The sequence below is a fragment of the Agromyces sp. NPDC055658 genome, from assembly GCF_053618155.1.
Window position 1 is genome coordinate 134071 of record NZ_JBSHHD010000002.1, and the last position, 24324, is coordinate 158394.

Annotated in this window: 21 protein-coding genes and 1 tRNA gene; 4 read left to right on the top strand and 18 right to left on the bottom strand. The window is 72.7% G+C overall.

The window, feature by feature from the left end; translation table 11 throughout:
- Positions 1-122: 122 nt before the first annotated feature.
- The 4 genes from ACWGPE_RS01855 to ACWGPE_RS01870 form a co-directional block, all read right to left on the bottom strand.
- Positions 123-986: an endonuclease domain-containing protein gene (locus ACWGPE_RS01855; RefSeq protein ID WP_452047986.1), complete on the bottom strand. Its 864-nt coding sequence runs from the start codon at positions 984-986 to the stop codon at positions 123-125.
- 430 nt (positions 987-1416) lie between these two features.
- Positions 1417-2565 (bottom strand): M23 family metallopeptidase, encoded by a 1149-nt coding sequence (locus ACWGPE_RS01860; RefSeq protein WP_452047987.1) that lies wholly within the window; start codon positions 2563-2565, stop codon positions 1417-1419.
- Positions 2566-3390: 825 nt separating this feature from the next.
- Positions 3391-4227, bottom strand: coding sequence for an inositol monophosphatase family protein (locus ACWGPE_RS01865; RefSeq protein WP_452047988.1), 837 nt, complete (start codon positions 4225-4227; stop codon positions 3391-3393).
- Between the two features lie 88 nt (positions 4228-4315).
- Complete coding sequence (locus tag ACWGPE_RS01870; RefSeq protein WP_275506167.1) at positions 4316-4789, bottom strand: GNAT family N-acetyltransferase; 474 nt, start codon at positions 4787-4789, stop codon at positions 4316-4318.
- Between the two features lie 35 nt (positions 4790-4824).
- Here ACWGPE_RS01870 and ACWGPE_RS01875 point away from each other — a divergent pair, with 35 nt between their 5' ends.
- The gene (locus ACWGPE_RS01875) at positions 4825-5262 is read left to right on the top strand and encodes a VOC family protein (protein WP_275506166.1); all 438 of its coding nucleotides are present in this window, start codon (positions 4825-4827) and stop codon (positions 5260-5262) included.
- Between the two features lie 69 nt (positions 5263-5331).
- Here the strand turns inward: ACWGPE_RS01875 and ACWGPE_RS01880 are convergent.
- From ACWGPE_RS01880 to ACWGPE_RS01895, 4 genes are all read right to left on the bottom strand, one after another.
- Positions 5332-5416, bottom strand: a tRNA-Tyr gene (locus ACWGPE_RS01880).
- Between the two features lie 144 nt (positions 5417-5560).
- Entirely contained in the window at positions 5561-6913 is a 1353-nt protein-coding gene (locus ACWGPE_RS01885; RefSeq protein WP_452047989.1) for a hypothetical protein, read from the bottom strand.
- A 113-nt stretch (positions 6914-7026) separates the two neighbouring features.
- Positions 7027-7803: a PH domain-containing protein gene (locus ACWGPE_RS01890; RefSeq protein WP_231428781.1), complete on the bottom strand. Its 777-nt coding sequence runs from the start codon at positions 7801-7803 to the stop codon at positions 7027-7029.
- Between the two features lie 12 nt (positions 7804-7815).
- Positions 7816-7980: a hypothetical protein gene (locus tag ACWGPE_RS01895; protein ID WP_231428782.1), complete on the bottom strand. Its 165-nt coding sequence runs from the start codon at positions 7978-7980 to the stop codon at positions 7816-7818.
- Positions 7981-8184: 204 nt separating this feature from the next.
- On the opposite strand from ACWGPE_RS01895, the gene ACWGPE_RS01900 reads away from it, so the two are divergent.
- The gene (locus tag ACWGPE_RS01900) at positions 8185-9204 is read left to right on the top strand and encodes a LacI family DNA-binding transcriptional regulator (RefSeq protein WP_452047990.1); all 1020 of its coding nucleotides are present in this window, start codon (positions 8185-8187) and stop codon (positions 9202-9204) included.
- A 41-nt stretch (positions 9205-9245) separates the two neighbouring features.
- Here ACWGPE_RS01900 and ACWGPE_RS01905 read toward each other — a convergent pair whose 3' ends face one another.
- Positions 9246-11291 (bottom strand): glycoside hydrolase family protein, encoded by a 2046-nt coding sequence (locus ACWGPE_RS01905; protein ID WP_452047991.1) that lies wholly within the window; start codon positions 11289-11291, stop codon positions 9246-9248.
- Between the two features lie 20 nt (positions 11292-11311).
- Positions 11312-12943 (bottom strand): hypothetical protein, encoded by a 1632-nt coding sequence (locus ACWGPE_RS01910; protein ID WP_275506162.1) that lies wholly within the window; start codon positions 12941-12943, stop codon positions 11312-11314.
- On the opposite strand from ACWGPE_RS01910, the gene ACWGPE_RS01915 reads away from it, so the two are divergent.
- A complete protein-coding gene (locus ACWGPE_RS01915; protein WP_452047992.1) occupies positions 12942-13487 on the top strand; it encodes a hypothetical protein in 546 nt (181 codons plus the stop codon). The genes ACWGPE_RS01910 and ACWGPE_RS01915 overlap by 2 nt on opposite strands.
- A gap of 61 nt (positions 13488-13548) precedes the next feature.
- Here ACWGPE_RS01915 and ACWGPE_RS01920 read toward each other — a convergent pair whose 3' ends face one another.
- From ACWGPE_RS01920 to ACWGPE_RS01950, 7 genes are read right to left on the bottom strand one after another with little or no spacing between them, the layout of a single operon-like run.
- Positions 13549-14280, bottom strand: coding sequence for a hypothetical protein (locus ACWGPE_RS01920; RefSeq protein ID WP_231428787.1), 732 nt, complete (start codon positions 14278-14280; stop codon positions 13549-13551).
- Entirely contained in the window at positions 14273-14533 is a 261-nt protein-coding gene (locus ACWGPE_RS01925; RefSeq protein WP_231428788.1) for a hypothetical protein, read from the bottom strand. The genes ACWGPE_RS01920 and ACWGPE_RS01925 overlap by 8 nt, the downstream gene beginning before the upstream one ends.
- Positions 14533-17004, bottom strand: coding sequence for a hypothetical protein (locus ACWGPE_RS01930; protein WP_452047993.1), 2472 nt, complete (start codon positions 17002-17004; stop codon positions 14533-14535). The genes ACWGPE_RS01925 and ACWGPE_RS01930 overlap by 1 nt, the downstream gene beginning before the upstream one ends.
- A 12-nt stretch (positions 17005-17016) precedes the next feature.
- Complete coding sequence (locus tag ACWGPE_RS01935; protein WP_231428790.1) at positions 17017-18072, bottom strand: hypothetical protein; 1056 nt, start codon at positions 18070-18072, stop codon at positions 17017-17019.
- 35 nt (positions 18073-18107) lie between these two features.
- On the bottom strand, positions 18108-20051 hold the full coding sequence (locus tag ACWGPE_RS01940; RefSeq protein WP_231428791.1) for a hypothetical protein: 1944 nt from the start codon (positions 20049-20051) through the stop codon (positions 18108-18110).
- A 40-nt stretch (positions 20052-20091) separates the two neighbouring features.
- Positions 20092-21387, bottom strand: a complete 1296-nt coding sequence (locus tag ACWGPE_RS01945) for a S8 family peptidase (protein WP_231428792.1) — start codon at positions 21385-21387, stop codon at positions 20092-20094.
- A gap of 51 nt (positions 21388-21438) precedes the next feature.
- Positions 21439-22326, bottom strand: a complete 888-nt coding sequence (locus ACWGPE_RS01950; protein ID WP_452047994.1) for a helix-turn-helix transcriptional regulator — start codon at positions 22324-22326, stop codon at positions 21439-21441.
- A 266-nt stretch (positions 22327-22592) separates the two neighbouring features.
- On the opposite strand from ACWGPE_RS01950, the gene ACWGPE_RS01955 reads away from it, so the two are divergent.
- Positions 22593-23081, top strand: a complete 489-nt coding sequence (locus ACWGPE_RS01955) for a YajQ family cyclic di-GMP-binding protein (protein ID WP_231428794.1) — start codon at positions 22593-22595, stop codon at positions 23079-23081.
- A gap of 79 nt (positions 23082-23160) precedes the next feature.
- On the opposite strand, the gene ACWGPE_RS01960 is transcribed toward ACWGPE_RS01955, so the two are convergent.
- Positions 23161-24192, bottom strand: a complete 1032-nt coding sequence (locus tag ACWGPE_RS01960; RefSeq protein ID WP_275506155.1) for a hypothetical protein — start codon at positions 24190-24192, stop codon at positions 23161-23163.
- Positions 24193-24324: the final 132 nt, after the last annotated feature.

Sequence of the window (24324 nt, forward strand, 5' to 3'; positions counted from 1 at the left end):
CGGCCCAAGACTCGCCTTCGAGTGAGGGCACTGGGCGAGGCATCCTGGCCGAGTTGCAGGATCAGCCGACCGGCACACCCGCATGCCGGGCTGCCGACGGGAGAGTCCTGCAACTTCGAACTTCAGCGACCTGCGAACTGCGCGGCCGGCGGGGCGTCGTCGTACCGGTCCAACCGGCGCAGCGCAACGTCGAGACCGACGGACGGCGCGCTCCGCACGCCCCAGCGGTGCTCGCCGCGTGCGATGAGGGCGAGGATGCCGCGGCTCGTGATCTCCCATTCGTCGACGACCATGCTGTAGCTCAACCGAAGCACGACGTACCCGCGCATCGCCAGCTCGAAGTCACGTCGCCGATCGTTCTCGAACTCCTCGCGGCCGGAGTGATGCCGCGACCCGTCGACCTCGATGACGAGCCGATCGCCGACGAGGAGGTCGACTCGCCCGACGCGCGCAATCGACACCTGCGTGCGATGCGCGATGTTGCGCGCCCGCAGCAACAGTCGCACCTTCGTCTCGGTGCCCGACTCCGACCCGTCGGAACAGCGATCCAGGATGCGACGACGAGACGGGCCCGCCACCGCACGGATCTCTGCGAGCGCCACCTCGCCTCGCGCGAGCGCCGAGTCGATCGTGGCGATCACCGATGCGGTCGGTGTGCAATGCAGCATCTCGGCCAGCGCCACTTCCAGCGGATCACGCCCGCTTCGGATGGGCGGATCGGAGCGGTAGTGCACACAGACGTCGTCACGAGCCGCGTCGAGCGGAGCGGGAGGATTCGCTCGCGCCGTGGCGTTCGCCGCAGGGTCGTGCGACGCGCCGGTGGCCGACGTCGGCGACTTCAGCCGTGAGGCCGAACGATGCACGCGCACGTGCAGCACGTCGTCGGTGCCGACCTCCCAGAGCCCATGGATCTTCGCGACGGACGCGGCGGTCGCCGCGCCGCCGACGCGAACCGCCCGGACGACATCGGTCGGGGCATCCGGCACTGCATACCATCGCTGCCTGACGCGGAACACTGCCCCGTCGGCGACCGCGTCGCTCAGCTGGTCACGTCGGATGCCGGCTGCATCGAGCTCTCGCACCGGGACTGCGCCACCGCTCCGCCGTATCCAGCCGGCCACCGTTCGAGAATCGTTCCGCATCCGTCGAGTCTGCGGGCACGATGACGGGCTCGAGCGGGCGCATCCGAGACTGTGGACAACCCGGGCCGATCGAAGTTGCAGGACGATGCGGCCGACCTCGCCTGCAGAGTCGCTGCCGACCGGCTCATCCTGCAACGGCTACCGGCTGGCAGAGCCCTGTCCACCAGGTTGCAGGACATCGCGGCCGGCACCGCGTGCACAGCCTCAACCGACCGGCTCGTCCTGCAACTGCGCTCACGCGGCCCGCCCCAAGCCGGCCGAGCCTCGCCGCGACTCAGTTCGTGTTCGCGTACAGCCACTCGAGCGGGTCGACCCACTCGCCGTCCATGCCGCCGATGCGGATCTCGAAGTGCAGGTGCGGACCGGTCGACATGCCGGTGTTGCCGGTCTGCCCGATGACCTGGCCGACCTCGACGGTGTCGCCCTCTTCGACGAGGCGCGAGCCCGAGATCATGTGCGCGTAGACGCTCGTGACGGTCTGCCCGTCGATCTGGTGGTCGATCATGACGACCGTGCCGAGCGATCCGCCCTCGTCGGTCGAGTTGACGACGACGCCGTCGGCGATCGACTGGATCTCGGCGCCGTAGCCGGGGTTGAAGTCCTGCCCGTGGTGGTCGCTCGAGCAGCCGGCGCAGTCGCGGTAGCCGAAGCGGTCGCCGATGTGCACGCCGATCGCGAAGGGCCACTGGATCGTGCCCGCCGGGTTGTTCGTGAAGGTCGCCTCGGGGCGGATACCGGCAGCCTCGGCGTACTCCTCGATCGTCTGCGTCTTGTAGCCCTCGCTGTCGACGCCCTCGGCGACCACGCCGTCGGCGATCTCGACGCGCTGCCCGTCGATCGTCGTCGAGTTGGTGCTCTCGAGCGCCATCGCCTGCACCTCGGCAGGCGTCATGAGCGACATCGCCGGAACCGAGGTGGTCACCGCGAGCGCCGCCGCGAAGCCCATCGCGACGACCGGTGCGAGACGACGGCCGACACGGCGCGGTGCGCGCGTCGCGGCGGGTCGCGTCGGCGCGTTGCGTTCACCGGGCGTGGATGCCGCGGGGCCGGCGCCGCTCGCGGCACCGCGCTGCGGCGCACGCTTCGAACGACGGGCGGATGCCGCGGGGTGGACGCCCTCGGGAACCGCGCCCGAGCGATCCCGGCGACGGGAGGCCGTGGCGCCCGACGTCGACGCCGCGAGCTCGGTCGCGGCGTGCGAGTCGGCGGGCAGAAGGTCTGCCCCGGCGATGAGCGCGGCGAGGTCGTCGACGGCCGAGTCGCCGCGAGCGGCAGCCGGAGCGGGCACCGCGGTGGCCGGGATGGGTGCGGCGACCGGGGTCGACACGGCCGGCACGGCGGCGGACGTCGACGCGGCAGGCGCTGCCGCGGGAGTCGGCGCGGCGGGCGCTGCTACGGGAGCGGATGTGGCAGACACTGCCACGGAAGTCGCCGCAGGCGCCGCAGGTCGCATCGGGGCTTCGGCGGAGACGACCGGGCGAGCGGGGATGACCCGAGTCGGCTGCGCTGCGGGCGCGGCTGGTGCCGGAGCGACAGCCGGAGCGGCGCTCCCGGCCGAACGCGAGGGGGCTTGGGGCTCGGGGCTCGACAAGTCGGCGAAGAGGTCGTCGAAGGCCGGACGACGCCGTGCCGCGGCGGGAAGGGAGAGCGAGGCATCCGCCTTCGGCGCGGCCGGGGCCGACGCCGGCGCAACAGGGGCCGGCGCAACAGGGGTCGGCGCAACAGCGGCCGAGGCGGCCGTCGCAACAGGCGCAGCCGGGAACGCAGGCGCAGCAGCAGCAGCAGCAGCAGCAGCGGGGAACGCGGCCTCAGCCGGAGCCGCATACGCCCCGCCCTGCGGCGCCATCGAAGCCCGGCCGGCGGGAGCCCCGGCACCGTGCTGCGAAACCGACCCGCCGGCCGGGGCCTCGTACCGATGCGCAGCAGCCGCCTCGCGCTCGCGCAGCTCACGACGGGTCAGGGGTCGCTCGGGCCGCACAGCAGCCTGGGTGCCTGGCGAAGATCCGTCGGGCACGAGGGGGGACTCGAGCACGTTGTGGGGGCTTTCGGCGTCGGGGACGAGCGGTTTGCAGGGGAGGTACTCATCGCGACGCGAGCGCCGAGATAACAACTCGATAAAGGGTACCCGTTATCGATCGTGAACACCATGCGAACGTTCGGTATTCGTTGTTGGCGCCTCCGCTGAACGGTCGTTTCAGCCGACCGCCGCCGGCGACGAAACCGGGAGCCCGCAAGGCCGGGCGCACCCTCACCCGCGCTCGCCCGCTGCCGCGATCGCGGCCGACAGCTCCTCGAACAGCCCGGGCGCGGCGGCGACGACGAGTTCGTCGCTCTCGCTTCCGCCCCGCGGACCTCCGACGAGCGCCCCCGCCTCGCGGGCGATGAGGGCGCCGGCCGCATGGTCCCAGGGGTTGAGCCCGCGCTCGTAGAACGCGTCGAGGCGGCCCGCGGCGAGCGCGCAGAGGTCGACCGCGGCCGACCCCGCCCGCCGGATGTCGCGCACCTGCGGCAGCACGCCGAGCAGCACCTCGGCCTGCTCGCGACGCCGCTCGGCCGAGTACCCGAACCCGGTGCCCACGAGGGCCCGCCCGAGCGGTACCCCTTCGTTGACGTGCAGCGCGCGGTCGCCGAGCCGCGCTCCCCCGCCGGCGAACGCCTCGAACACCTCGCCGGTCGACGGGTTGACGACGACGCCGGCGAGCGCGCGCCAGCTCGACGGCTCGGGCGGGCCGGCCACGACGGCGACGCTCACCGCCCACCCGGGCAGGCCGTAGAGGAAGTTGACGGTGCCGTCGATCGGGTCGACGACCCAGGTGAGCCCGCTCGCGCCGATGAGCATGCTGTCTTCTTCGCCGAGGACGCCGTCGTCGGGCCGCGCCGCCGCGATACGAGACCGGATGAGCGCCTCGGTCTCGCGGTCGGTCGCCGTCACCACGTCGGTCGGCGTCGACTTCGTCGCGGCGACCTCGACGCCGGTGCGCCGGGCGGCGGCCGCGAACTCCGCGGCCTGTACGGCGATATCGCGCACGAGCGCGAGCAGCGCCGGCAGTTCGGTCGGGTCGACGGATGCCTCGCGCTCGGTCATGCCTCCCACGCTAGCCCCGCCCGCCACCGAGCACAGCGGCCGCGGCCGCGCGGCGGCCGACGGAGCAGCCGGGTGGGTGCGACCGAGTTCAGCCCGCCGCCCCCGGCTTCCGCAGGTGGACGAGCTCCACCCCGGGACGCAGCGCCTCGCGCCGGAACTCGCGGTACCCCTCGCGCTCGTACAGCCGGATGTTCGCCGCGCTCAGGTGCCCCGTGAACAGTTCGAACGACTCGGCGCCGCTCGCCGCTTCGGCCGCGCGCAGCAGCGTCGTGCCGAGACCGCGCCCCTGCTGGTCTGGCGCGACGACGAGCCGCCCGATGTGCGCGGTCGGCCCCTCGACCGTCCAGCGCACGGCCGCGACGAGCCGTCGGTCGAGGGTGACCCCCAGCGCGGGATGCCGCAGCTCGCGCCGCACCTCGTCGAGCGTCTGCGTCAGCGCGGGCAGGAACGCGTCGAGGTACAGCTGCGCCTCCGACACGTAGGCTGCGCGCTGCAGCGTGAGGAGCTCACCGGCATGGGCTTCGGTGAGGGGATGCGGTTCGACGGGATCCAGCGTGCGCACGTTCGCGATCCTATTGCCGCGCGTAGGCTCGGGTCATGGCGGTGCAGCGAATGGACCACGTCAGTGTCATCGTCGACGACCTCGAGGCCGCGACGGCGTTCTTCGGCGAGCTCGGCCTCGAACGCGAGGGCGGCGCAGCCGTCGAGGGCGACTGGGTCGACCGGGTCAACGGCATCGACGACGTGCGCGTCGACATCGTGATGATGGTCGCGCCCGACGGCGGCCGGCTCGAACTCACCCGGTTCCGCTCCCCCGAGGTGCTCACGCCCGAGCCGTCGAACGCGACGCCGAACCTGCTCGGACTGCGCAGCGTCATGTTCGAGGTCGACGACATCGATGACACCGTCGAGCGCCTGCGCGCGCACGGCGGCGAGCTCGTCGGCGAGATCGCCGAGTACGAGCGGTACTACCGCCTCTGCTACCTGCGCGGCCCGGCCGGCGTCATCGTCGCGCTCGCCGAATCGCTCGGCTGACGCGGCCCCGGCCCGCCCCCTTCGCGTGCCCGGATACGCGAAAACCCCGGTGGAAACCGGGGTTCTTGCTGGTGGCGAGTGAGGGATTCGAACCCCCGAATGCAATGCAGTCTGATTTACAGTCAGATCCCTTTGGCCGCTTGGGTAACTCGCCATCGCACCCGACCACGTTCTGCACACAACCGGGGGCCTGACAAGGATACCCGTCAGGGCCCGCTCGCGGAAATCGAAGCCCGACCGGCCCGAAGACCGCCGGAAGCCGGCCGGCGCACGACCGTGCAGCACGGCTCGGCGGGACCTACTTCGTGTCGGCCTCACCGTTCGCCGGGGCGTCGCCGGAGGGCTTCGCCGGCGCCGTGCGGCGACGGCGGGAGATGAGCAGCGCGATGGCGCCCGCGGCGATCACGGCCGCGGCGATCGCGATGAACGGTGCGACGTTCGCCCCCGACTCGGCGAGCTCGCCCGCGACCGCGGCGGGCGAGGCGGCCGGCGACGGCGAGGCGGGCGGCGACGCCGGCGGCGAGGCGGGCGGCGAGGCCGGCGGGGTCGACGGCGGGGTGACGACGACCGGCTCGACGACGATCGGCGGCGCGACCACCTCGGCCTCGGTGCCGTCGACGGTCACCGGCGCGGGCGGGGTGAACCCCGCCGGCGGCACGACGATGATGGTGTAGCTGTCGTCCTGCGGCAGGTCGACCGTGTACGTGCCGTCGTCCTCGACGGGCACCTGCAGCTCTTCACCGGTGACGTCGAGCACGGGTTCGCCGGAGGCATCCTCGATCTCGACGACGGTGCCGGCGGGCGGCGGTGCGCCCTCCTCGAGCTCGACGGTGCCGGTGATGGTCGTCTTCGCCGCGGCGGCGGCGATCCAGAGCTGGTACGAGGGCGAGCCGTTGACCGCGCCGTAGAGCAGCTCGACGCGACGCACCGACGAGTCTGGACGGAAGCCGAGGTACGCGCCCGACGTGTCGTCGAAGTTGCCGACGACCGTCCCGGGCACGAAGGCGATGCCGTAGTCGTCGATGTTCGCCGACTCGTCCCAACGGGGAATGTCGGTGAACGGGCCGGGCCCGGCGCAGGTGCTCGGCTTCGGCGACCCGGCGGCGCAGTAGTTGCCGGGCGTCATCGCGCCGAGCGCCGAGACCGGCAGCGGCGCTCCGGTGTCGTCGAACGCGGTCACGAACACCCAGTCGGCGTCGACGTCGCCGAGCACGAAGCCCCAGTCGTCGCCACGGTCGGCGCCGAGGTCGACGACGGTGCGCGACGGCGGCGGGTTGCCGACCGACGGCGGGGTGGGCGCGAGCGCCCCCGACTTCGGACGGATCGTGAGGTAGGGCTGCAGCCGGCTCGACCCGTACTCGGTGCCGAAGTCGGTCGACGCGTTGAGGAACGCGCTCGCCCCCGACGCCTCGGCCAGTGAGATGCTGTCGCTCGTGAGCGTGATCGGCCCGCCGAACCCCGTCGATGCGGGCAGCGTGCCCGTCGCCGTGAAGGCGTTGGCCGAGCCGCCGACGGTCCAGTCGGCGTAGGCACCGATCTCGGTCGCCGGGTCGACCGCCGCAGCCGGCGCAGCCGCGCCCGCCGCAACGCCCGCCAATGTCAGTGCGATGACCCCGACCGCCCCTGCGAGCGATGTCCCCCGATTCGCCATGCCCGCCATGCTCGCACACGCGCGCGGGCGACGCCAGCGCATCGCGGCCTGCGCCGGCATCGTTCAGACGGTGGATGCCTCGTGGCCGACGCCCCGCCGCGCCCCGATGCCGCTCAGTTCGAGGGCCGCCACCACGGCGCCTCTGCCGTGTCGCCCTGGTCGCGGCGGGTGCCGTCGGCGCGGATGGGCGCCGTGCCGCTCGCGTCGCCGCCACCGCTCGGCGCGGTCGACAACCAGCCCCGGTGCTCGCCGTTCACGACGGGCACGGGCTGTGTGCGCGCCTCGCCGTCGTCGAACGGGCGCGGTTCGCGTTCGTCGACGCGGCCCTGCTCGCCGGAATCGCCCTGCTGCGGCATCCCGGTCATGAGCGCCGACGCCGCGCCGCCGCGCCCGCCGCCCCGGAGGCCGGCCCGCTGGATGACGCGCTGGATCGTGAGCCCGCGCTGGTCCGGCGATCCGACGAAGCGGATCTCGCGCAGCCCCTGGTCCTGCGCGGCCGACTCGAAGATGAAGTGGCCGTAGTTGAGCACGCGACCGATGATCGGCTTGTGCACCGAGATGTCGAGGATTCGGGTGAGCGGCATCGTCGCGATGCGCTGCGAGAGGATGCCGTGCACCCGGAACACGCGCATGTTCGTCACCACGAAGCGGTCCATGCGGCGGCCGAGGATGCGCCGGCCGCCGTCGAGCACGAGGAAGAGCGCTCCGAAGATCGGGATGAAGTACGCCGGCGAGGGCAGCACCGTGAGCAGCAGCAGCACGGGGATCGCCGCCGCCACCTCGAGCGCGGCCGCGACGTTCGCCGCCCAGTGCTTGGTGACCTCGTCGACGATCACCTCGCCCTCATCGGCGATGAGGTGCCGCTCGACGTGCGGATCGAAGAAGCCCATGCGCGCTCCGTGCTAGGAGACGAGCGACATGAAGAACGTGCCGATCGAGCCGACGGCGTTGAACACGGCGTCGACGGCGCCCTGCACCGCGGTGGCCGCGTCCTCGGGGCGCGTGATCAGGTAGAACGCGGCGAAGACCACGACGAGGCCGAGGAGTATGCGCTTGACCAACTTCATGGTTTCTGCGTTTCCCTTCATGTTCGTGCGATGGCATGCCGCCACCCCACGAGCCAGCCCTGACCCGGCATTCTTACCGCATGGATGCCTCGGGCCGGGGGCGGCGCGCCGCACGGCGCCCGGGTCGGGGCCGGTCGCCGACCTCCCTCGCCCGATAGGATTTCTCATGACGACGGGCTCGGCGGGGCCGGAGAATGAGGGGCCATGGCCGGCATCGAAGAGGTCGCGAAGCTCGCGGGAGTGTCGACCGCGACCGTGTCGCGCGCGCTCAGCGGCCGCGGCCACGTGTCGGCCGCGTCGAAGGCGAAGGTGCTCGACGCCGCCGCGCGGCTCGGCTACGTCGTGTCGTCGAACGCCTCGTCGCTCGCGTCGGGCCGGACGCGCAACATCGGCGTCGTCATCCCGTTCTTGAACCGCTGGTTCTTCTCGTCGGTGCTCGAGGGCGCGCAGCAGGCGCTGCTGCGGCACGGCTACGACCTCACGCTCTACAACCTCTCGGGCGACGGGCAGGAGCGCGCGAGCGTGTTCGAGCACTTCCTGCTGCGACAGCGGGTCGACGCGGTCATCGCGGTGTCGCTCGAGCTCACCGAGCCCGAAGTGGCCCGGCTGCACGAGCTCGGCAAGCCGCTCGTCGGCGTCGGCGGGCCGATCCCCGGCGTGCGCACGCTCACGATCGACGACGTCGCGGTCGCCCGCCTCGCGACCGAGCACCTCATCGGCCTCGGCCACCGGCGCATCGCGCACATCGGCGGCGACCTCGAGTTCGACGTCGACTTCCACCTCCCGACGAACCGGCGCCTCGGCTACGAGGGGGCGCTGCGCGACGCGGGCGTCGAGCCCGACGGGCGCCTGTTCGCGCCGGCCGACTTCACCATTCGCGGCGGGTACCACGCGACGAAGCAGTTGCTCGGCGCCCCGCACGACCGGCCGACCGCGATCTTCGCGGCCTCCGACGAGATGGCGATCGGCTCGATCCTCGCCGCGCGCGACCTCGGCCTCGTCGTGCCGCGCGACGTGTCGGTCGTCGGCATCGACGACCACGACCTCGCCGACTTCTTCGGGCTGACGACGGTCGCGCAGTTCCCACGGTTGCAGGGCGAGCACGCCGCCGAGATCCTCATGGACGAGCTCGAGCCCGCGACCGGCGACACCCCCGCACCGGCGGCGACGCCGCTGCCGTACGAGCTGCGCGTGCGCTCGTCGACGGCGCGGCCGCCCGAGTAGCGTTCCGCCGGGCCTCGGTCACTCGACCGCGTCGCCCCCGCTCATGACGGCACGTGCGCACGGAGGTAGGCGGCCTGGTCGTCGGGGATCGTGGGAACCGGGACCGTCACGTCGGAGCCGCGCCACGCCGACGGGTTGACGCTGAGCGCCGAGTCGATGAGCGAGCGCGAGACGACCTCGTGGCGCGTGAAGCGGATACCGCCGAACGCGTTGAGCTCGAAGTCGCCGACGAACTCCCAGTCGCCGTTGCCGACCGGGTCGAACGCGCCCTCGTAGTGGTAGCTCAGCGGCCACGATCGAGGGTCGGTGCCGGTCGGGATCCGGTTCACGGCCGTGATGACCATGCTCGCCGAGGAGTGCGACCAGTCGCTCGTCTCCGACAGGTCGCGCGAGACGATCGGCGTCGACATCTCGCCGTAGTCGTTGCCCTCCCACGAGACGGTGAGCGTGGCGTGGGCGGTGCCGACCCTGATCTGCGGGAACCGGAACAGCTCGCGCGTGAACGCGTGCTTCGGTCGCATCGCGCCCGGCATCTGCAGCCGCGCCTCGGGGGTCAGCAGCCGCTGCTGCTTGTCGTAGCTCACCGAGAGCGTGCCGCCGGGGAACGCGTTGACCTGGGTCTGCACGATCGACGCCGCGGCGAGGCCCACCTGGATCGCCTCGGCGGCGGTCAGCAGCGCGGCCGGGTTCTGCTGGTAGGCGTACTCGCGCACCTCGCGCGAGGCCGGCACCGCGAGGGCGACCGCCCCCGTGAACAGCTCGGACTCGGCGCGCCGGCGCTCGGCGAGCGCCGCGCTGTCGACGACGCCCTGGGGGCTGCGCACCCGCACCCACTTGGCGATCTCGACGGGCACCTCGTCGAGACGCCCGTCCTCCAGCAGGCGCAGCACCGCCGAACGGCTGAAGGCGTGCGAGCCGATGCCGCACGCGAAGCTCACGATGGCGTCGACCTGGTGCTGTGCGAGAGGGTGCGCGATCTTCAGCGAGATGAAGTCCTCGGCCGAGGCGATCCGCCGGGCCAGTTCCGCATCGCCTGCGTCGCCGGGCGGCAGCAACGGGCGCTCCCAGCGGGTGACGAACGCCCGGCCGGCCGGCGACACCGCGCGGGCGACCGACAGCGACCCCGACCATCGGCTCCCGGCTCGGGCGGCGGGCCGGCGGCGGTCGCCGGTCGGTGCCGGCAGCACCGTGGTCATGAGCATCGACTGAGCCGAAGCCGTCGGCGCGGGAAGCGTGTCGGTCGAGACGGTCAGCGCGCCGGCGCCGACGACCTCGGGTCGGCTGTCGCGAACGAAGTCCCACTCGGCGAAGTCGACCTGGCCGGCCAGCAGCGACGCCGGGAACGGCAGGGCGGCGATCAGGCCGCGCACGATGCCGTTCATGCTGGCGATCGCGCTGCGATAGGCGCCGGTCGCGGCGGCCTCGAAGGTGGCGCCGCCCTTCCACGCCGTCCAGAAGAAGTGCGTCGTCGGCTCGGGCAGGTAGTTGTTCGCGTGCGTGCCGACGCTCGTGCGGGCGCCGACGTGCAGCCAGGCGCCGTTGAGGCTCGAGCCGACGCAGTTCATCATGTAGACGCTGCGCAGGTTGAGCGGTCCGCCGAACTCGGTGCGCAGCGAGCGGACCCGCTCGGCGTCGACGCGGCCCTCCGCATCGATGTAGCGGCCCTCGTTGCCGTGCGTCAGGATCAGCAGGTCGACGACGCGGCCCGCTCGCGTGGCGTCGAAGAGCGTCGATCGGAGCTCGGCGAACGTCGCCGTGGAGTCGCGCAGCACCGTGACCTCGCCGTAGACGTCGGGCTTGGCCGCGCCGAACTGCTGCACGGCGAGTTCGGCCGACTCGATCAGGGTGTCGGTGGCGCGGCGCAGGCCGTCTTCGACGGCGGCGACGAGCCGGGCCCGCATCGCATCTGAGAGCACGGTGTCGGCGCCGGGCACGGCGCGGATCACGCGGTCGACCAGGTCGGGGATGCCGAGGTCGATGCCGCCGTTCTCGATGAGCACGACGAGCTGGCGGTCGGCGGCGCTCTGGGCGCGCGCCCAGCCGACACCGGGACGCCGTCCCGGTGCGGCGGCGAATGCGGTTGGCATGATCGTTCCTTCCGGCTGCGTCAGGCTCGGCGCAGGTGGCCGCCGCCGACGAGTTCGGCGATGAGCTGGTCGAGTTGCGCGGTGATGAGGTCGGCGGCCGCGTTGCTGAGCACGGTCGAGCCCGGCGTCGTGTACGTCTGCAACGCCGTGCGCAGGACGGTGAGCCCGGCCGAGGTCGGTTCGGGCGTGAAGCGCCAGACCCGGTCGACGAGCGCGCCGAGGTCGGCTCCGGAGGCGAGGATCGCGGGATCGCGCAGGTCGGCGACCGACTGCGCGACGGCCTGCTTCATCACCGCGAGCGTCGACGACTCGAGCGCCTCGTCGCCGTGCAGGCGCCACGGGACCGCCCCGGCGTTGTTGCCGACCATCACACCGGTGCTGTTGAGATGGTCGTGCAGTGCCTTGACCGCGACGTTGGCGATCTTCTCCGGTTCCTGCTCGGCGGCGCGCTGCAGCAGCGTCGCGAACCGCGACGCGCTGTTGATGTTGGCGTGCCAGCCGACACCGCCGATGCCGATGGTCGGGTCGGCCTGCTCGAGCTCGCTGAACCGGCGGGCGACCTCGCCGGTGAATGCGCGGTTCGCGACGCGGGTGAAGAACGCCTGCCCGGCGGCGTTGAGGCTGCTGCCGTGGTAGAACTCGCGCCGGAACGCGTCGATCACGACCTCCTTGTTGACGAGGTGACCCGATGCGAACGCGTCGGTCAGGAAGTGGTCGGCGAACGCGTTGACGATGAGGGCGCTCTCGAGGGTCGGCGTACCGCTCGGGTTCGCGAGATGCAGCCGCTGCGACTCACGCAGGGCCTGCTGGTGCAGTTCGGCGTAGCGCGCCCGGTTGTCGCCGTGCGCCTGCGGGAAGCTCACCTCGATGACCGAGGGCGGCGCGAAGTGCGTGTAGTTCGTCGCCGCGAGGCGCAGGTAGCGCCCGCCCGTCGCCGTCGACCAGTCGGTCTCGGTCACTGGGTCGTTCCCGGTGCTCGTGCGGTAGTGCGCCGCGCTGCGTCGGATGTGGCCGCGCAGCGCGGTGAGCTCGCGCTCGGAGGCGCCGAGCAGGTCGGCGGGGTTCTCGAAGAAGTCGGGCATCGCGACGAGGTCGCCGTACGTGAAGTCGACGTTCGCGATGCGCAGCGGCACCGTGCCGACGTCGTCGCCGGAGCGCACGTGCTCCCCCGTGTCGAAGAACGGCCGGCTGAGGTCGGGGCCGGCGAGGCGGCCGACGTCGCCGAGCCGCACCGACGCGCCGCGATCGGTGGCCGCGCCGAGCGCGCCCCACACCGGGGTCGCCTGCGCCGGCGCTGCGGGAGCGGCCGCGCGCGTGTCGTCGATCGCGGAGAGGTCCTCGATGAACTCGCGCTGTCCGGCATGCACGGGCCCGGCCGCGGCCTGCGCGCGTCGTGCGGCGGCGGTGCCGGGCGCGGGCGCACCACGTCGCGACGCCTCCTCGTCGAAGCGGTCGAACCGGCGCTGCAGCTCGACGCTGCCGAGGTCGAAGCTGTTCGCGTAGGCCATGCTCTCGGCGATGCGGTCGAAGATCGCCTGCTCGTTCTTGGCCGGGTCGACGGGCGGCGGGGGCGGGGGCGGCGAGCCGTCGCGGTCGCGCATGCCGCCCATCGACGGGTCGAACACCTTGCGGCCGGTGAGGATGGCCTGCATGTCGGCCGCGAGGTCGTCTTCGGCGACGCTCGGCTTCGAGGGCGCGAACGCGGGTTCGGGTGACGACACCTCCGGCAGCGCCGGCGGTGCCGGGAGCGGCTCGGCGGCCGTCGGCGCGGGTGCGGGCGCCGACGGGGCGGCGGCGGGCGACGGCGCGACCGACGGCGACGCCCCGCCCGGCGCCGGCGTCTCCACCGACGGCGGAGCGGCGGGCGCAGAGGGCGACGTCGGCGTCGCCGAAGACGGAGTCGGCACGGTCGCCGCGGCGTACGGGTCGGGTGCGACCGGCGCCTCGGGGGTGCGGACGGTGTCGGCGGGTGCGGGCGGCGTCGACGCCGAGGCATCCGGGGTCGCTGGTGCCGCAGCCGGGGCGCCCGGCGCCGCGGGTGGCGTGGCGAGCGGTGCCGGCACGGGCTCTCCGCGCTCGACGACGTACTCCTCGAAGGGCTGCCCGCCCTGTTCCATCACCTCGGTGCCGGGGTCGACGGAGAGCGTCACGGCCCGGCTCCGCCGCGCCGGTGCCGGCGGTCGCCCGCTCGCGTAGCTCGAACGCAACAGCCGCGCGAAGTCGGCGTCCCTGCTCTGCGGTCTCGAATACATGACCCTCACGCCCTCACGTTGACTCGGACGACGGCGAACTGGTCGAACGTCACGACCACCTCGTTGTCGGCGGTGAGCGGATGCTCCTCGTCGAGGAGCAGGCTCAGGTGCGCCGGCCCCCGCGACAGCACCTCGACGAGCTCGCCGTTCAGCACGGCGACCGGCTCGAACGAGGCGTCGACGGCCAGGTTGCGCCCCTCGAGCAGGAGCACCGGTCCGCCCTCGGACTGCGACAGGCTGACCCCGTCGATCGACGGCGCCGACTTGCTGCGCCGAGACTGCTGGATCTTGCGCGCGATCTGGCTGTAGTCGATCTCGGAGTCGGTGACCGCGCCCAGGTCGACCTTGCGCGCCTCGAGCTCCTTGAGGTCGTCGAGCGAGTTGACGCCGATGCGGCGCAGCTTGGTGCGCGTCTGCTCGTCGACCTCGAGCGGGTCGATCGCGTCGACCGGCGCGGTGCCGCGCGCCTTCGTGCTGGCCCGCACCTGCTGGTCGGTGATCGAGTTCAGCTGGATCGTGAGCTTCGACGCGCCCTCCTCGCCGGGCTGCGCGGTGACGAACCGTACGGAGCCGTCGGCGTAGCTCGGGAAGGCGTTCACGTCGAGCGCCACCTCCTTCACCGAGTAGCTCAGGGGCTTGTTGATCGCCTTCACGGCGAGCGTCTCGCGGGTCTTGTCGAGCTCGACGACGAGCGAGTCCACGAAGTCCTCGAGGCGCCACGGCGAGTTCTCAGCCATCGTCCGGCTCCTGCTCGACGACGATGCGGATGGCGTGGAAGACCGGGAGGTCGGCGGTCGCGACGTGGTAAAGCGGGGGCACCATGCCGATCTCGATCGAGGAGCCGCGCACCGTGAGGTCGAGCTCGATCGGCGTCTCGACCTCGCAGCCGACGATGGTCGTGCGCACTCCCGCCTCGCGGTCGTCGATCGGCGGCGCGAGCGGCAGCAGCCCGGGCAGCATCTCGTGCAGCGGCACGAACGCCTCGTCCATCATGCGCTCCCGTCGATCACGGCCGACGCGGGCTCGAGCCCGGCCTTCGTCTCGAACACGACCTCGTACCCGTCGAAGGCGTAGCCCGACGCGGTGGGCTCGGCCGATTCCTCGTCGACCGACGCGGCGAGGCCGAGCAGCCGGACGGCCTCGATCACCGGGAACCGCACCTCCTCGTCGGCGGTCGCGAGCACCTGCCCGTAGGGGTCGACCTCGGTCGCCGAGGCGAGGGTGAAGCTCCGCAGCCCGAGCACCGGCACGGCCCACAGCACGCCGCGGGTGTTGCGGCGGCCCTCGAACCGCACGTTCGCGACCGCGTCGCCGCCCTGCGCCGCGAGCCAGGCCGGCGCGGCGAACGCCGCCACGACCTCTGGGGCGAGCGGTTGCCCGCCCTCCCAGAGGGGGAGCAGCGCGTTGAGCTCGTGCACGCTGACCTCGAGGCCGGCCTTGAACCGCCCGGCGGTGAGCCGGCGAACCCCCTCGCCCTGCGGCCTCAGCTCGGAGCGGGTCTGCATGAGCCCGTTGCCCCGGTCGGCGGCGGTGAGGACGACGGAGTACCGGGTCGCGGCGTCGAACCCCCACAGGGGCAGCTCGCCGTCGTCGGCGTCGGTGCTCGCCCACACGCGGTTCCAGAACGACCGGAACCTGGCCATGTCGGTGAGCTCCCTCGGCTCGCCCGCGACGCCGCCGCGCGCCCGCACGCTGCGCACGGCCCCGAGCACGATGCGCGTCGCGCTCGACGCCTGGTAGACGCTGCTCCGGCCCGGCCAGCGGAGCGACGCGGTGACCTCGAGGTCGACCTCGTGCGGCAACGCGGCGAGCTCGGCAGGGGTCAGGGCCACGCTGATCGGCGTGCCCGGCGCGAGGCCGGTGAGCCGCTGCGTTCGCTCGACGAGCCTCGTGCTCCCGCCCGGCTCGCCGATCGCGACGTCGAGCACGGCTCGCGGCAGCGGCGTCGTCGGGCCGTCGGTGCCGACGTCGAGCCGGAACCGCAGCGTGACCGCCTGCCCGGCGGCGAACACGGGGCGCGGGCCGCCGAGCCGCGGCAGCGGCGGGGCGAGCACCGGCGCGAGCACGGCCCGGCTCGCGGTGGCGGTGGTCGCCGCCGTGGTCGTGCGCGTGCCGTCGAGGCTCGAGGTGCCGCTCACCGCGCCCGGCGCGGGACCCGTTGAAGCCGCGGGGGGCGCGGCGGCGCTTGCGGCGGGTGCGGCCGCGGCCGCCGGGGTGCCGCTCGGCGCGGCGACCGCCGGGGCGGCACCGAGCAGGCGGCGGAGCTCTTCGATCGCGTCGACCGACTCGCCGCCCGGGCTCCCCGCCGCGCCGGTCGCGGCGCCGTCGCCGCCCGACGCGGCGCCGGTCGCTCCCCCACCGCCCGGCGCCGCCGCTGCGAGCAACTGCAGCAGCCGCATGCGATCGGCCGAGCCGAGCACCTCGGTCACGAGCCGCAGGTGGTCGGTACGACGTTGGGCGCGTTGCGCCGCAGCCGCGTTCACGAGCTGCGGGAGTGCGCTGAGCACCGAGCCCGCGAGCCCCGCGAGGATCGCGTCGTCGATGCCGGCGATCATGGCGCGCGCCGGTGCGACGCCCCAGTCGATGCGCATCGACTCGGGCGTGGCGAACAGGTCGCCGCCGGCCGGAACCGGGTCGTGCGGCGTCGCGAAGAGGTCGGCGCCCAGCGCCGCGGGCGCGGGCGCGGCGTGGGCCGCCGAGGCATCCGCCGTCGCCGGTGCCGTCGCCGACGGAGCCGGCACCGGCGAGACCGGCGCCGCAGCCGCCGCCCCTGTCGCGGGCGACGCGACGGCCCCGAGCACGCTGCGCAGCAGTTGCGCGAGCGTGTCGGGCGAGAGGGCGGATGCGTCGCCGCCGGTGCCCGACGCACCGCCGGCGCCGCCCGGGCCGAGCAGCTGCTGCAGCACGGGCCCCGCGACGCGCACCAGCGTGCCGAGCAGGTCGTCCATCGACGCGGGCCGGCTGTACGTCTCGCGTGCGCTGCAGGTCGCGACCGCGGTGCGGGCGCTGCGCGGCATCGGCGCCGCGCCCGGTGCGCCGACCGGCGCCGGCTCGCTCGACGACGCGCTCATCGCGAACCCCGATTCGGGAGCGCTGCCCCAAGCGTCGACGCGGTCGTCGTCGCCCGGCGCGTCCACGAAGGCGCCCAGCCGCACCGGCCGCGAGAATGCGGGGGCGCGACCGTCGGGCGCCGCGGCGCTCTGCACCTGCACGAGGCTGCGCGGCTCGGTGACCGCCGACTCCTCGAGAAGGTACCGGGTGCGGGTGTCGAGATGACGCCCGGCGCGGGGATTGCGACGCCATTCGCTGCGCCAGTACGGGCCGTCGAGCACGACGACCCCGTCGACGGTGCGCACCTGGGTGCCGAGCAGCACCCGGAAGTACGGGCTCGTGCCCGTGTCGATCTCGAAGACCCGTGCCTGCCCATCACCGTCCTCCTCCCGAAGCAGTGCAAGCGCCATGAGCGGTCGCCCCTATCGGCGGGCGGGGGCCGCCCCTCCCGGTGCGGCGCCGGGGGCGGCGCCCTGCCCGGGCGGCAGCGCCGCGACGCCGCCGTCGGCGTACATGGTCGCGAAGTTGTCGAGCTTGAAGTAGTCGGTCTTGAACTGGATGTTCACCTTGCCGGTGAGCTTGGCCGACAGCGTGTCGGTCGCCTCCTTCTGCGAGGTGTTCACCTGGATGTTCGTGTTCGTCATGCTCATGCTGCCGCTCGGGCCGCCGAAGAGGCCGCCGAGGGGCGGGTCGTACGACGCCTCGACGTTGACGACGTTGACGTTCTGGTCCTGGTGCGACGCCTGCGACTTGCGGTTCGCGGTGATCATGAACTCCACGCCCGCCTCGATGACGCCCTTCTCGACCACGAGCCGGGTGACGCCCATGAGCAGCACCTCGCGCAGTGCGGCGCGGTGCTCCTTGGCCATGTTGATCTTCGCCTCGAGGATGTGCCGCTTCACCTCGGAGTCCTCGGGGTCGACCTTGTCGCCCTCGGGCGTGGTGAGCGCCATCTTCTGCGAGCCGTCGGCGGCGCGCTCGGTCGTGACGCCGTACTGCGCCCCCCGCGTCTCGGCGAGTTTCAGGAACGACTCGTCGTCCTTGATCTTGGTGATGAAGTCGGCGGTCGACTTCGTCGCCTCCTTCATGAGCTTGATGTACGAGTCGGTCTGCTCCTTCATGACCTTCAGGTTCGCGTTGAACACCGCCTTCATCAGGTCGGCGACGAACTGCGGGAAGTCGACGCTGTCGACGAGTTCGTTGAACGCCTCGGTCGAGCCCTCGAATCCCGGGCGGTACCCCTCGAAGCCCATCTCCTCGCCCGAGTCGGTCGCCATCGCCTTGGCGACGTCGCGCGGGGCGAGACCCCGGCGGGCGCGTTCGCGATCGATCTCCTCCTCGACGAGGGAGAGGTAGACGCTCTGCTGGTCGGCCAGCGACATCGCCTGGAAGGGCCCGCTCGGCGCGAGCACCTCGACGGCGGTGGCTCGGGCCAGCTGCAGGATCTCCGCATCGGAGGGCCGCGTGCTCTCGTTCATGCTCTGCTCCGTTTCCGTGCCGGCTCACCCGGAGCTCAGAAGTCCCAGTCGTCGCCGGAGGCCGGTGCGCCCGCCCCGGTGCCCGGTGCGCCGGTCGGCGGCGAACCGAACGACGGCATGCCGGGCATTCCGCCGAGGTCCGGCATGCCGGGAAGGTCGGGAATCGACGGCATCCCGGGCAGCGGGCCCGACCCGCCGCCGGCCTCGGCCTCGTCGTCGCCGTGCTCCGAGGCATCCTCTTGCAGGATGCTCTGCGTCGTGATGAATGCGTCGACGTTCGAGATGAATCGCGAGAACGCCTCGTCCTGCTCGAAGGCCGACGGCGTGTACTCGGCGATCGAGGTGAGCAGTGCGTGCCCCAGCCGCGCTTTGTTGTTGAGCACGCTGGCCCGCGCCCGCTGGCCGCGGGTCGCCGCGAGCTTCTCGATGACCTTGAGCCAGGAGCCTCCGGCCGGCACGAGGTGCGAGCGGATCTCCTCGTGGCCCAGGATGCGGGTGATGACGAAGTCGAGCTCGGCGTTCATCATCGGGGTCATCACCGTCGCGAGGCCGACGCAGCTCGTCGAGAGGTTGTACTGCAGGTCCTCGACGGCCTGCATGACGTTCTGCCTCGACACGAAGTTGTCGGGGTGCGGGCTCACCTGGGCGCGCTCGAGGTAGCGGGCCGACTCGAGGATGAGGATCTTCCAGAGCCGGCCGAACTCCTCGTTCGCGGGGGCGTCGGCCGGCGTCGGCGCCTTGCCGAGGTCGAAGACCTGGCGGTAGTACGCCCGCCGCATCGGCTCGCGGGTCGCGTCGACCTTGTCGGTCGTGCCGCTGCGCGGGTCGAGCACCGGGAACCGGTTCGAGAAGACGTAGTCCTCGAGGTCCTTGCGGAGCACCGGGTCCTCGACGGCGAACCCGTCGTGGAAGAGGTACGTCGAGGTGAAGTACCGCACCGCGTCGAACACGCCGAGCTCGTCACCGAGCGTCATGACGTAGAAGAGCTGCGCCGCGCAGCGCACGGCCGCCGAGTTCACCGACCGGGCTGCGGCGTCGTCGCCGTAGAACGTCACGGCGAACGGGTCGTCGGGGCCGGCACTCGGCATCGCGCCGCTCGTCGCCGCCTTCGCGAGGTACATGGGCACCATGTACGGCGCGTTCTCCTTCGTCACCGCGATGTGCGAGGTCTTGAGGTACTCGACGAGCGTCGGCACGAGCTCGGGCGGCACGTCCTTCACGCCCGAGGCGGCGATGAGCCCCGCGTACTTGTCGTGCTCGAGGTGGTCGCCGACCACGTCGAGCACGATGGCCTTGAACGAGTCGACCGAGAGCTTCGGCGCCCGCGCCAGGATGGCGGTGACGACCGTGCTGTCGTCGTCGTCGAGCTTCGGCACGCGAAGCTGAGCTTCCTGCACGAGGTCGCGCGCGGCTCCGACGGTGGCGTACGCGACGACGTCGCGCGCGCCGTCGCGGTGCGAGACGACGAAGTTGATGAGGCTCGTGCGCTGCCGGATGCCGTAGACGAGGTAGGCGCGGGCGAAGACCAGGTCGCGGATCCCCTCGTACGCGAGCACGGTGCGCACGTCGAAGTCGAGCGTCGACCACCGGGCGTCGAGCTCGTCGTCGAGCTCGTAGCGCAGGTCGGTGAGGTCGGTCTCGCCGTCGAGCACCTCGCCGATCGTGCGTTCGCCCGCGCCCGGCTTGTTCGCCCGCAGTGCGCTGACGAGGCTGTCCTCGGCCCACCGGCCGACGCCGATCGCCGCCGACCGGCGCGGGGTGAGCGGGCGCTCGACCCACTCGCGCACCGTGTCGAGCGCCTCGTCGCCGGGTTCGACGATCGCCTTCTGGAGGAACCCGTCGAGTTCGGCGAGCTGCGCGGCGACCTTCTGGTCGACTGCGGCCTGGTACCCCTGCACGGTCGCGAGCGTGCGCTTGATGCGGAACCCGCTCGGCGCGGACTTCCCGTCGGCGTTCAGGGAGCTGAGCGTGTACGGCATTGCGGTCTCCTCGGTGCGTGCGACCTGGCGCGGGCGGCGTTCACCGCCGGGCGCGCCCCAGCCACTTGAATGCGTCGGTCAGGTTGATGCGCCCGTAGCCCGCGTGCGGGTTGCGCGGGCGGGCGTCGATGCGGTCGGATGTCTCGCGGAGCACGCGCAGCACGGTGTCGGCGTCGAGGTCGAACCCGTGGTCGCGCGCATACGACTTCATGAGCGCGACGGCGCCGGCCACGTGAGGTGCGGCCTGCGAGGTGCCGGAGGCGACGGCGTAGCGGCCGCTCGCGAACGAGCTGAGGATCCGCACGCCCGGGGCCGTGACGGTGATGTCGGCGCCGTAGGAGCTGAAGCCGGCGACCGCCCCCGCGTCGTCGCACGCGGCGACGGCGATCACGCCCGGCAGCGCTCCCGGGTAGTACTTGGTCGGAGCCCCGTCGTTGCCGCTCGCTGCGACGACGGTCACCCCGCGGCTCTGCGCGTAGCGCACGACGTCGGCGTGCGGGAGGCCGCCACCGGTGTGCCGGATGCCGACGCTCATGTTGACGACGTCGGCGCCCCGGTCGACGCACCACTTGAGCGCCGGGTTGATGTTGTCGACGATCCCGGCGCCCTGGAACCCCGTCGCGGTGCGCATGGTCGCGAGCACTCGCACGGCCATGAGCCGGCAGTCGGGGGCGACGCCGGGCTCCATCGCCCGACCGGCCCCGGCGATGATGCCCGCGACGTGGGTGCCGTGGCCCACCTCGTCTTCGGGGTCGGCGTCGGCGTCGAGCACGTCGCCGACGAATCCGCTCGTGTCGAGCCCCTCGAGGTTCACGAAGTCGGCTGCGGCGACGATCGTGCCGCGCAGTTCGGGGTGGTCGAGGTCGACGCCGGTGTCGAGCACCGCGACGAGCACGTCGGGTCGCCCGCGGGTGATCGCGTTGGCGAACGGCACGCCGATCTGATCGCCCGCCGACGAGGTCGTGCCGAGCGCGGTCGCGGGCTGGGGCACCGGAAGGTCGGTGCCGGCGACGACGAGCTGGCTGCAGCGTTCGACCGAGCGCAGCGCGGAGAGGCGCGCGAGCACGTCGGCCGACAGCGGGGCGAGGTCGTCGAAGATGATCCGGTACGTGCGATCGAGCCCGTGCATCGTCTCGGCGGGAGTCCAGACATCCATCGCGGGCACGTACTCGTGCGTCACCCAGTACTCGCGGCGCACCTCGTGGAGGACGGCGTCGACCTCGGCGACGACCGAGGTGACGACGTGCGTCTTGTCGCCGATGAACGTGATCCAGTCGGGAATGACGGGCGGCTCGGGCAGCCGCTCGCGCATCTTCAGGATCAGGTGATGCCTCACGTTCACGATTGAACGACGGCGCCGACCGCCCGACAATACGCAGTTGTGACACTATGCCGTTGCGGCCGGCGGTGGTAGCGCGGGCCGTCGCCCCTCCGCCCCCGCGATGGGCGCGCGCCCGACGGCGCCCGCTCCGAGCAGTCCGAGCGACTCGGCTCGCCGCACAGCCAGCAGCCGGTCGTGCACGCCGAGCTTCTCGTAGACGTTGCCGAGGTGCTTGTGCACGGTGCGCTCGGAGACGCCCATGCGCGCCGCGATCGTGCGGGCGAGCAGCCCGTCGCCGAGCATCTGCAGCACCTCGAGCTCGCGGGCGGTCAGCCGGCGGGCGCCCGTTTCGACAGGGTCGACGGGGTCGATGGGGTCGACGGCGGGCCGCGGCGGCTGCGGCCCCGGCGACGACCCGGCGGCGCCGAGCCCGTGGCCGGACGCCACGGCGAGCGCGGCCGACGTGCGTTCGAACACCTCGAGGTGGCGGCGCAGTTCGCCGAGCCGGGTCGCCTCGCGCTCGTCGGGTCGCCCCGCGGTCGCGACGACCACCACGACGATTCCCTCGGCATCGGCGAGCACGGGCAGCTCGGCGAGGTGCGGGGTGGCGAGCCAGTCGAGCATGAAGCGGCGCGCGGTCGAGGCGTACCAGGCGTCGTCGATGCGGGCGCCGCGGAACCGCTCGGGGAAGGCGATCTCGATCGTCGACGCGAGCTTCGACGTCTCGCGCCGCCAGAGGCAGAGCTCCGAGCGGTCGGGCTCGACCGCCCGGCCGCCGTCGCGGGCGTAGCGCACGCGGACGTGCCCGACCGCGCGGGCGTCGAACGCGACGCCGATGCGCGCCGCCAGTCGCGGGCGCGGATCGGCGCCGCCGCCGGCTTCGATCAGCGCGTCGGCGTACAGATCGAGGAGCGATCTGGCGAAGACCGCGTCGTCATCCGCCGCGCGATCCATCGGCGCACGCCCTCGATGCCACGACGCTCCCCCCGAAGCCATCCACCGCTCGGGGCACGTCGGCGCACCCCGGCCTTCGCCGTCGTGGCAACCTGTGCGTCGGTCATTCGTTCGGGTCGGAGGAGGCGGCGTCGCCGGTCCACATCGGTAGCGCCAGAATATGGGAGTTCCTCAGCTTCCACAGCCGTCGGCGGGCCCCGCTTTCGGGGGTCAGCGTCGGCGGCGACCCCGTGGCATCCGCCCGCCCCCTCGGTAAACTGGCGCGCATGGCAGATGCAACGTTCGACATCGTGAGCAAGGTCGACAAGATGGAGGCCGAGAACGCCGTCAACCAGGCGCGAAAAGAGGTCGAGCAGCGCTACGACTTCAAGAACGTCGGCGCCTCGGTCGAGTGGAGCGGCGAGAAGGTGCTGCTGAAGGCCCAGACCGAAGAGCGCGTCAAGGCCGTGCTCGAGGTCGTCGAGTCGAAGTTCATCAAGCGCGGCATCACCCTGCGTGCGCTCGACACGGGCGAGCCCTACCCGTCGGGCAAGGAGTTCCGCATCGAGATCGCGCTCAAGAACGGCATCGACAGCGAGAACGCGAAGAAGATCTCGAAGATCATCCGCGACGAGGCGCCGAAGAGCGTGAAGAGCCAGATCCAGGGCGACGAGCTGCGCGTCTCGTCGAAGAGCCGCGACGACCTGCAGGCGACGATGGCGCTGCTCAAGGGCAAGGACCTCGACGTCGCGCTGCAGTTCACCAACTTCCGCTGAGTCGGGTGCCCGCGCCGCGCTGAGTCGGGTTCGGCGCGCTGAGTCGGGTTCGAACCTCGTTCCGCGTGCCGAACCCGACTCAGCGGGCGCGGCTGCGCGTGGAGCGCAGGGCCGGCTCGTCGGGGCGACCGATCAGCGCACGACGGCGCCGCGTCCGCGGCACGCCCATCGCCGCCAGCCGTTGTTCGAGCGGGCGCTTGCGCACCATCTCGCCCCAGTCCCACCGGTCGAAGGCGTCGGCCCGTCGGCGCAGGGCGTTCTCGCGGTCCTTCTCCCGGATGACGCGCTGGGCAGCGGCGCCGGGGCCGACCGACTCCCGCCGATCGTCGACAGTCAGGTACTTGCCGCGTCCGTCGGCCTCGCCGATCGCGCGCACCGACGGCCACCAGAAGTCGACGTCGGCCGTCGTGCCGAGTTCGCCGAGCCAGAACCGCTGCTGCAGCACGGGCGGTTCGAAGCCGAACTCCTCGATGACGAGACGGCTGGCCGTCTCGAAGACCGTCTCGGCCCGTGCGGTCGCGCGTTCGAGCACGGCCTCGGTGCGACGGCTGCCCGGATACGGCAGCAGGCGCTCATGCTCGGCCCGCAGTCGCTCGAGGGTCGTTCGCGGACCGCCCGACGACCGACGCGGCACCCACAGCGCGGCATCCACCGCGGCGAGCGCAGCCGCGACCGTCGCGACGCGGCACACCTGGATCAGCGTGTACTCGACCGAGGTGACGACCCGGTCGCCGACCCGAACGAGTGACGGCGCCCGGCTCACCCCCACGCCGACGACCCCGCCACGGCGGAATCCGGTCGGACCCGGCGAGAGCACCGAGACCTCGTGCGGCCAGCGACCGTAGGTCGGGAGCCCGAACAGCGCGAGTGCCGAGAGCCCGGTGAACACCGGAGCATGCATCGCCTCGGCGGCGCCGTGCACGAGGTGCAGGTGGCGCAGCTCGTCGCGCCGCCAGGCGGGCGTCGTCGCGGCGGGCGCTTCGGCGTAGAACCCGCGTCGCACCCGTTCGAGGCGGCCGGCCGACACCTCGGCCGCGAGGCGCCGTTGCAGCCCGGCATCGCGCACGTCGGCGAACCTGATGAGCCCGGAGGGCAGTCGGGGAAGATCCATCGCCCCAGCTTCCGCCGACCCGTGGCCCACGGATGCCGCATCCCGCCGCCACGTGGACACCAGCCGCCGCGCTCCCCCTGTGCAGGACGAGTCGCCGCTCACCTGAGTCGGGTTCGCCCCGCTGAGCATGTT

Excerpts from the sequence above, each read along its gene's own strand:
- ACWGPE_RS01865 (WP_452047988.1), bottom strand. The coding sequence starts at position 4,227 with ATGACCGAGCGCGAGGCATCCGTCGACCCGACCGAACTGCCGGCGCTG.
- ACWGPE_RS01875 (WP_275506166.1), top strand. The coding sequence starts at position 4,825 with ATGGCGGTGCAGCGAATGGACCACGTCAGTGTCATCGTCGACGACCTC.
- ACWGPE_RS01885 (WP_452047989.1), bottom strand. The coding sequence starts at position 6,913 with ATGGCGAATCGGGGGACATCGCTCGCAGGGGCGGTCGGGGTCATCGCA.
- ACWGPE_RS01890 (WP_231428781.1), bottom strand. The coding sequence starts at position 7,803 with ATGGGCTTCTTCGATCCGCACGTCGAGCGGCACCTCATCGCCGATGAG.
- ACWGPE_RS01895 (WP_231428782.1), bottom strand. The coding sequence starts at position 7,980 with ATGAAGTTGGTCAAGCGCATACTCCTCGGCCTCGTCGTGGTCTTCGCC.
- ACWGPE_RS01900 (WP_452047990.1), top strand. The coding sequence starts at position 8,185 with ATGGCCGGCATCGAAGAGGTCGCGAAGCTCGCGGGAGTGTCGACCGCG.
- ACWGPE_RS01905 (WP_452047991.1), bottom strand. The coding sequence starts at position 11,291 with ATGCCAACCGCATTCGCCGCCGCACCGGGACGGCGTCCCGGTGTCGGC.
- ACWGPE_RS01915 (WP_452047992.1), top strand. The coding sequence starts at position 12,942 with ATGTCGGCCGCGAGGTCGTCTTCGGCGACGCTCGGCTTCGAGGGCGCG.
- ACWGPE_RS01910 (WP_275506162.1), bottom strand. The coding sequence starts at position 12,943 with ATGCAGGCCATCCTCACCGGCCGCAAGGTGTTCGACCCGTCGATGGGC.
- ACWGPE_RS01920 (WP_231428787.1), bottom strand. The coding sequence starts at position 14,280 with ATGGCTGAGAACTCGCCGTGGCGCCTCGAGGACTTCGTGGACTCGCTC.
- ACWGPE_RS01925 (WP_231428788.1), bottom strand. The coding sequence starts at position 14,533 with ATGGACGAGGCGTTCGTGCCGCTGCACGAGATGCTGCCCGGGCTGCTG.
- ACWGPE_RS01930 (WP_452047993.1), bottom strand. The coding sequence starts at position 17,004 with ATGGCGCTTGCACTGCTTCGGGAGGAGGACGGTGATGGGCAGGCACGG.
- ACWGPE_RS01935 (WP_231428790.1), bottom strand. The coding sequence starts at position 18,072 with ATGAACGAGAGCACGCGGCCCTCCGATGCGGAGATCCTGCAGCTGGCC.
- ACWGPE_RS01940 (WP_231428791.1), bottom strand. The coding sequence starts at position 20,051 with ATGCCGTACACGCTCAGCTCCCTGAACGCCGACGGGAAGTCCGCGCCG.
- ACWGPE_RS01950 (WP_452047994.1), bottom strand. The coding sequence starts at position 22,326 with ATGGATCGCGCGGCGGATGACGACGCGGTCTTCGCCAGATCGCTCCTC.
- ACWGPE_RS01955 (WP_231428794.1), top strand. The coding sequence starts at position 22,593 with ATGGCAGATGCAACGTTCGACATCGTGAGCAAGGTCGACAAGATGGAG.
- ACWGPE_RS01960 (WP_275506155.1), bottom strand. The coding sequence starts at position 24,192 with ATGGATCTTCCCCGACTGCCCTCCGGGCTCATCAGGTTCGCCGACGTG.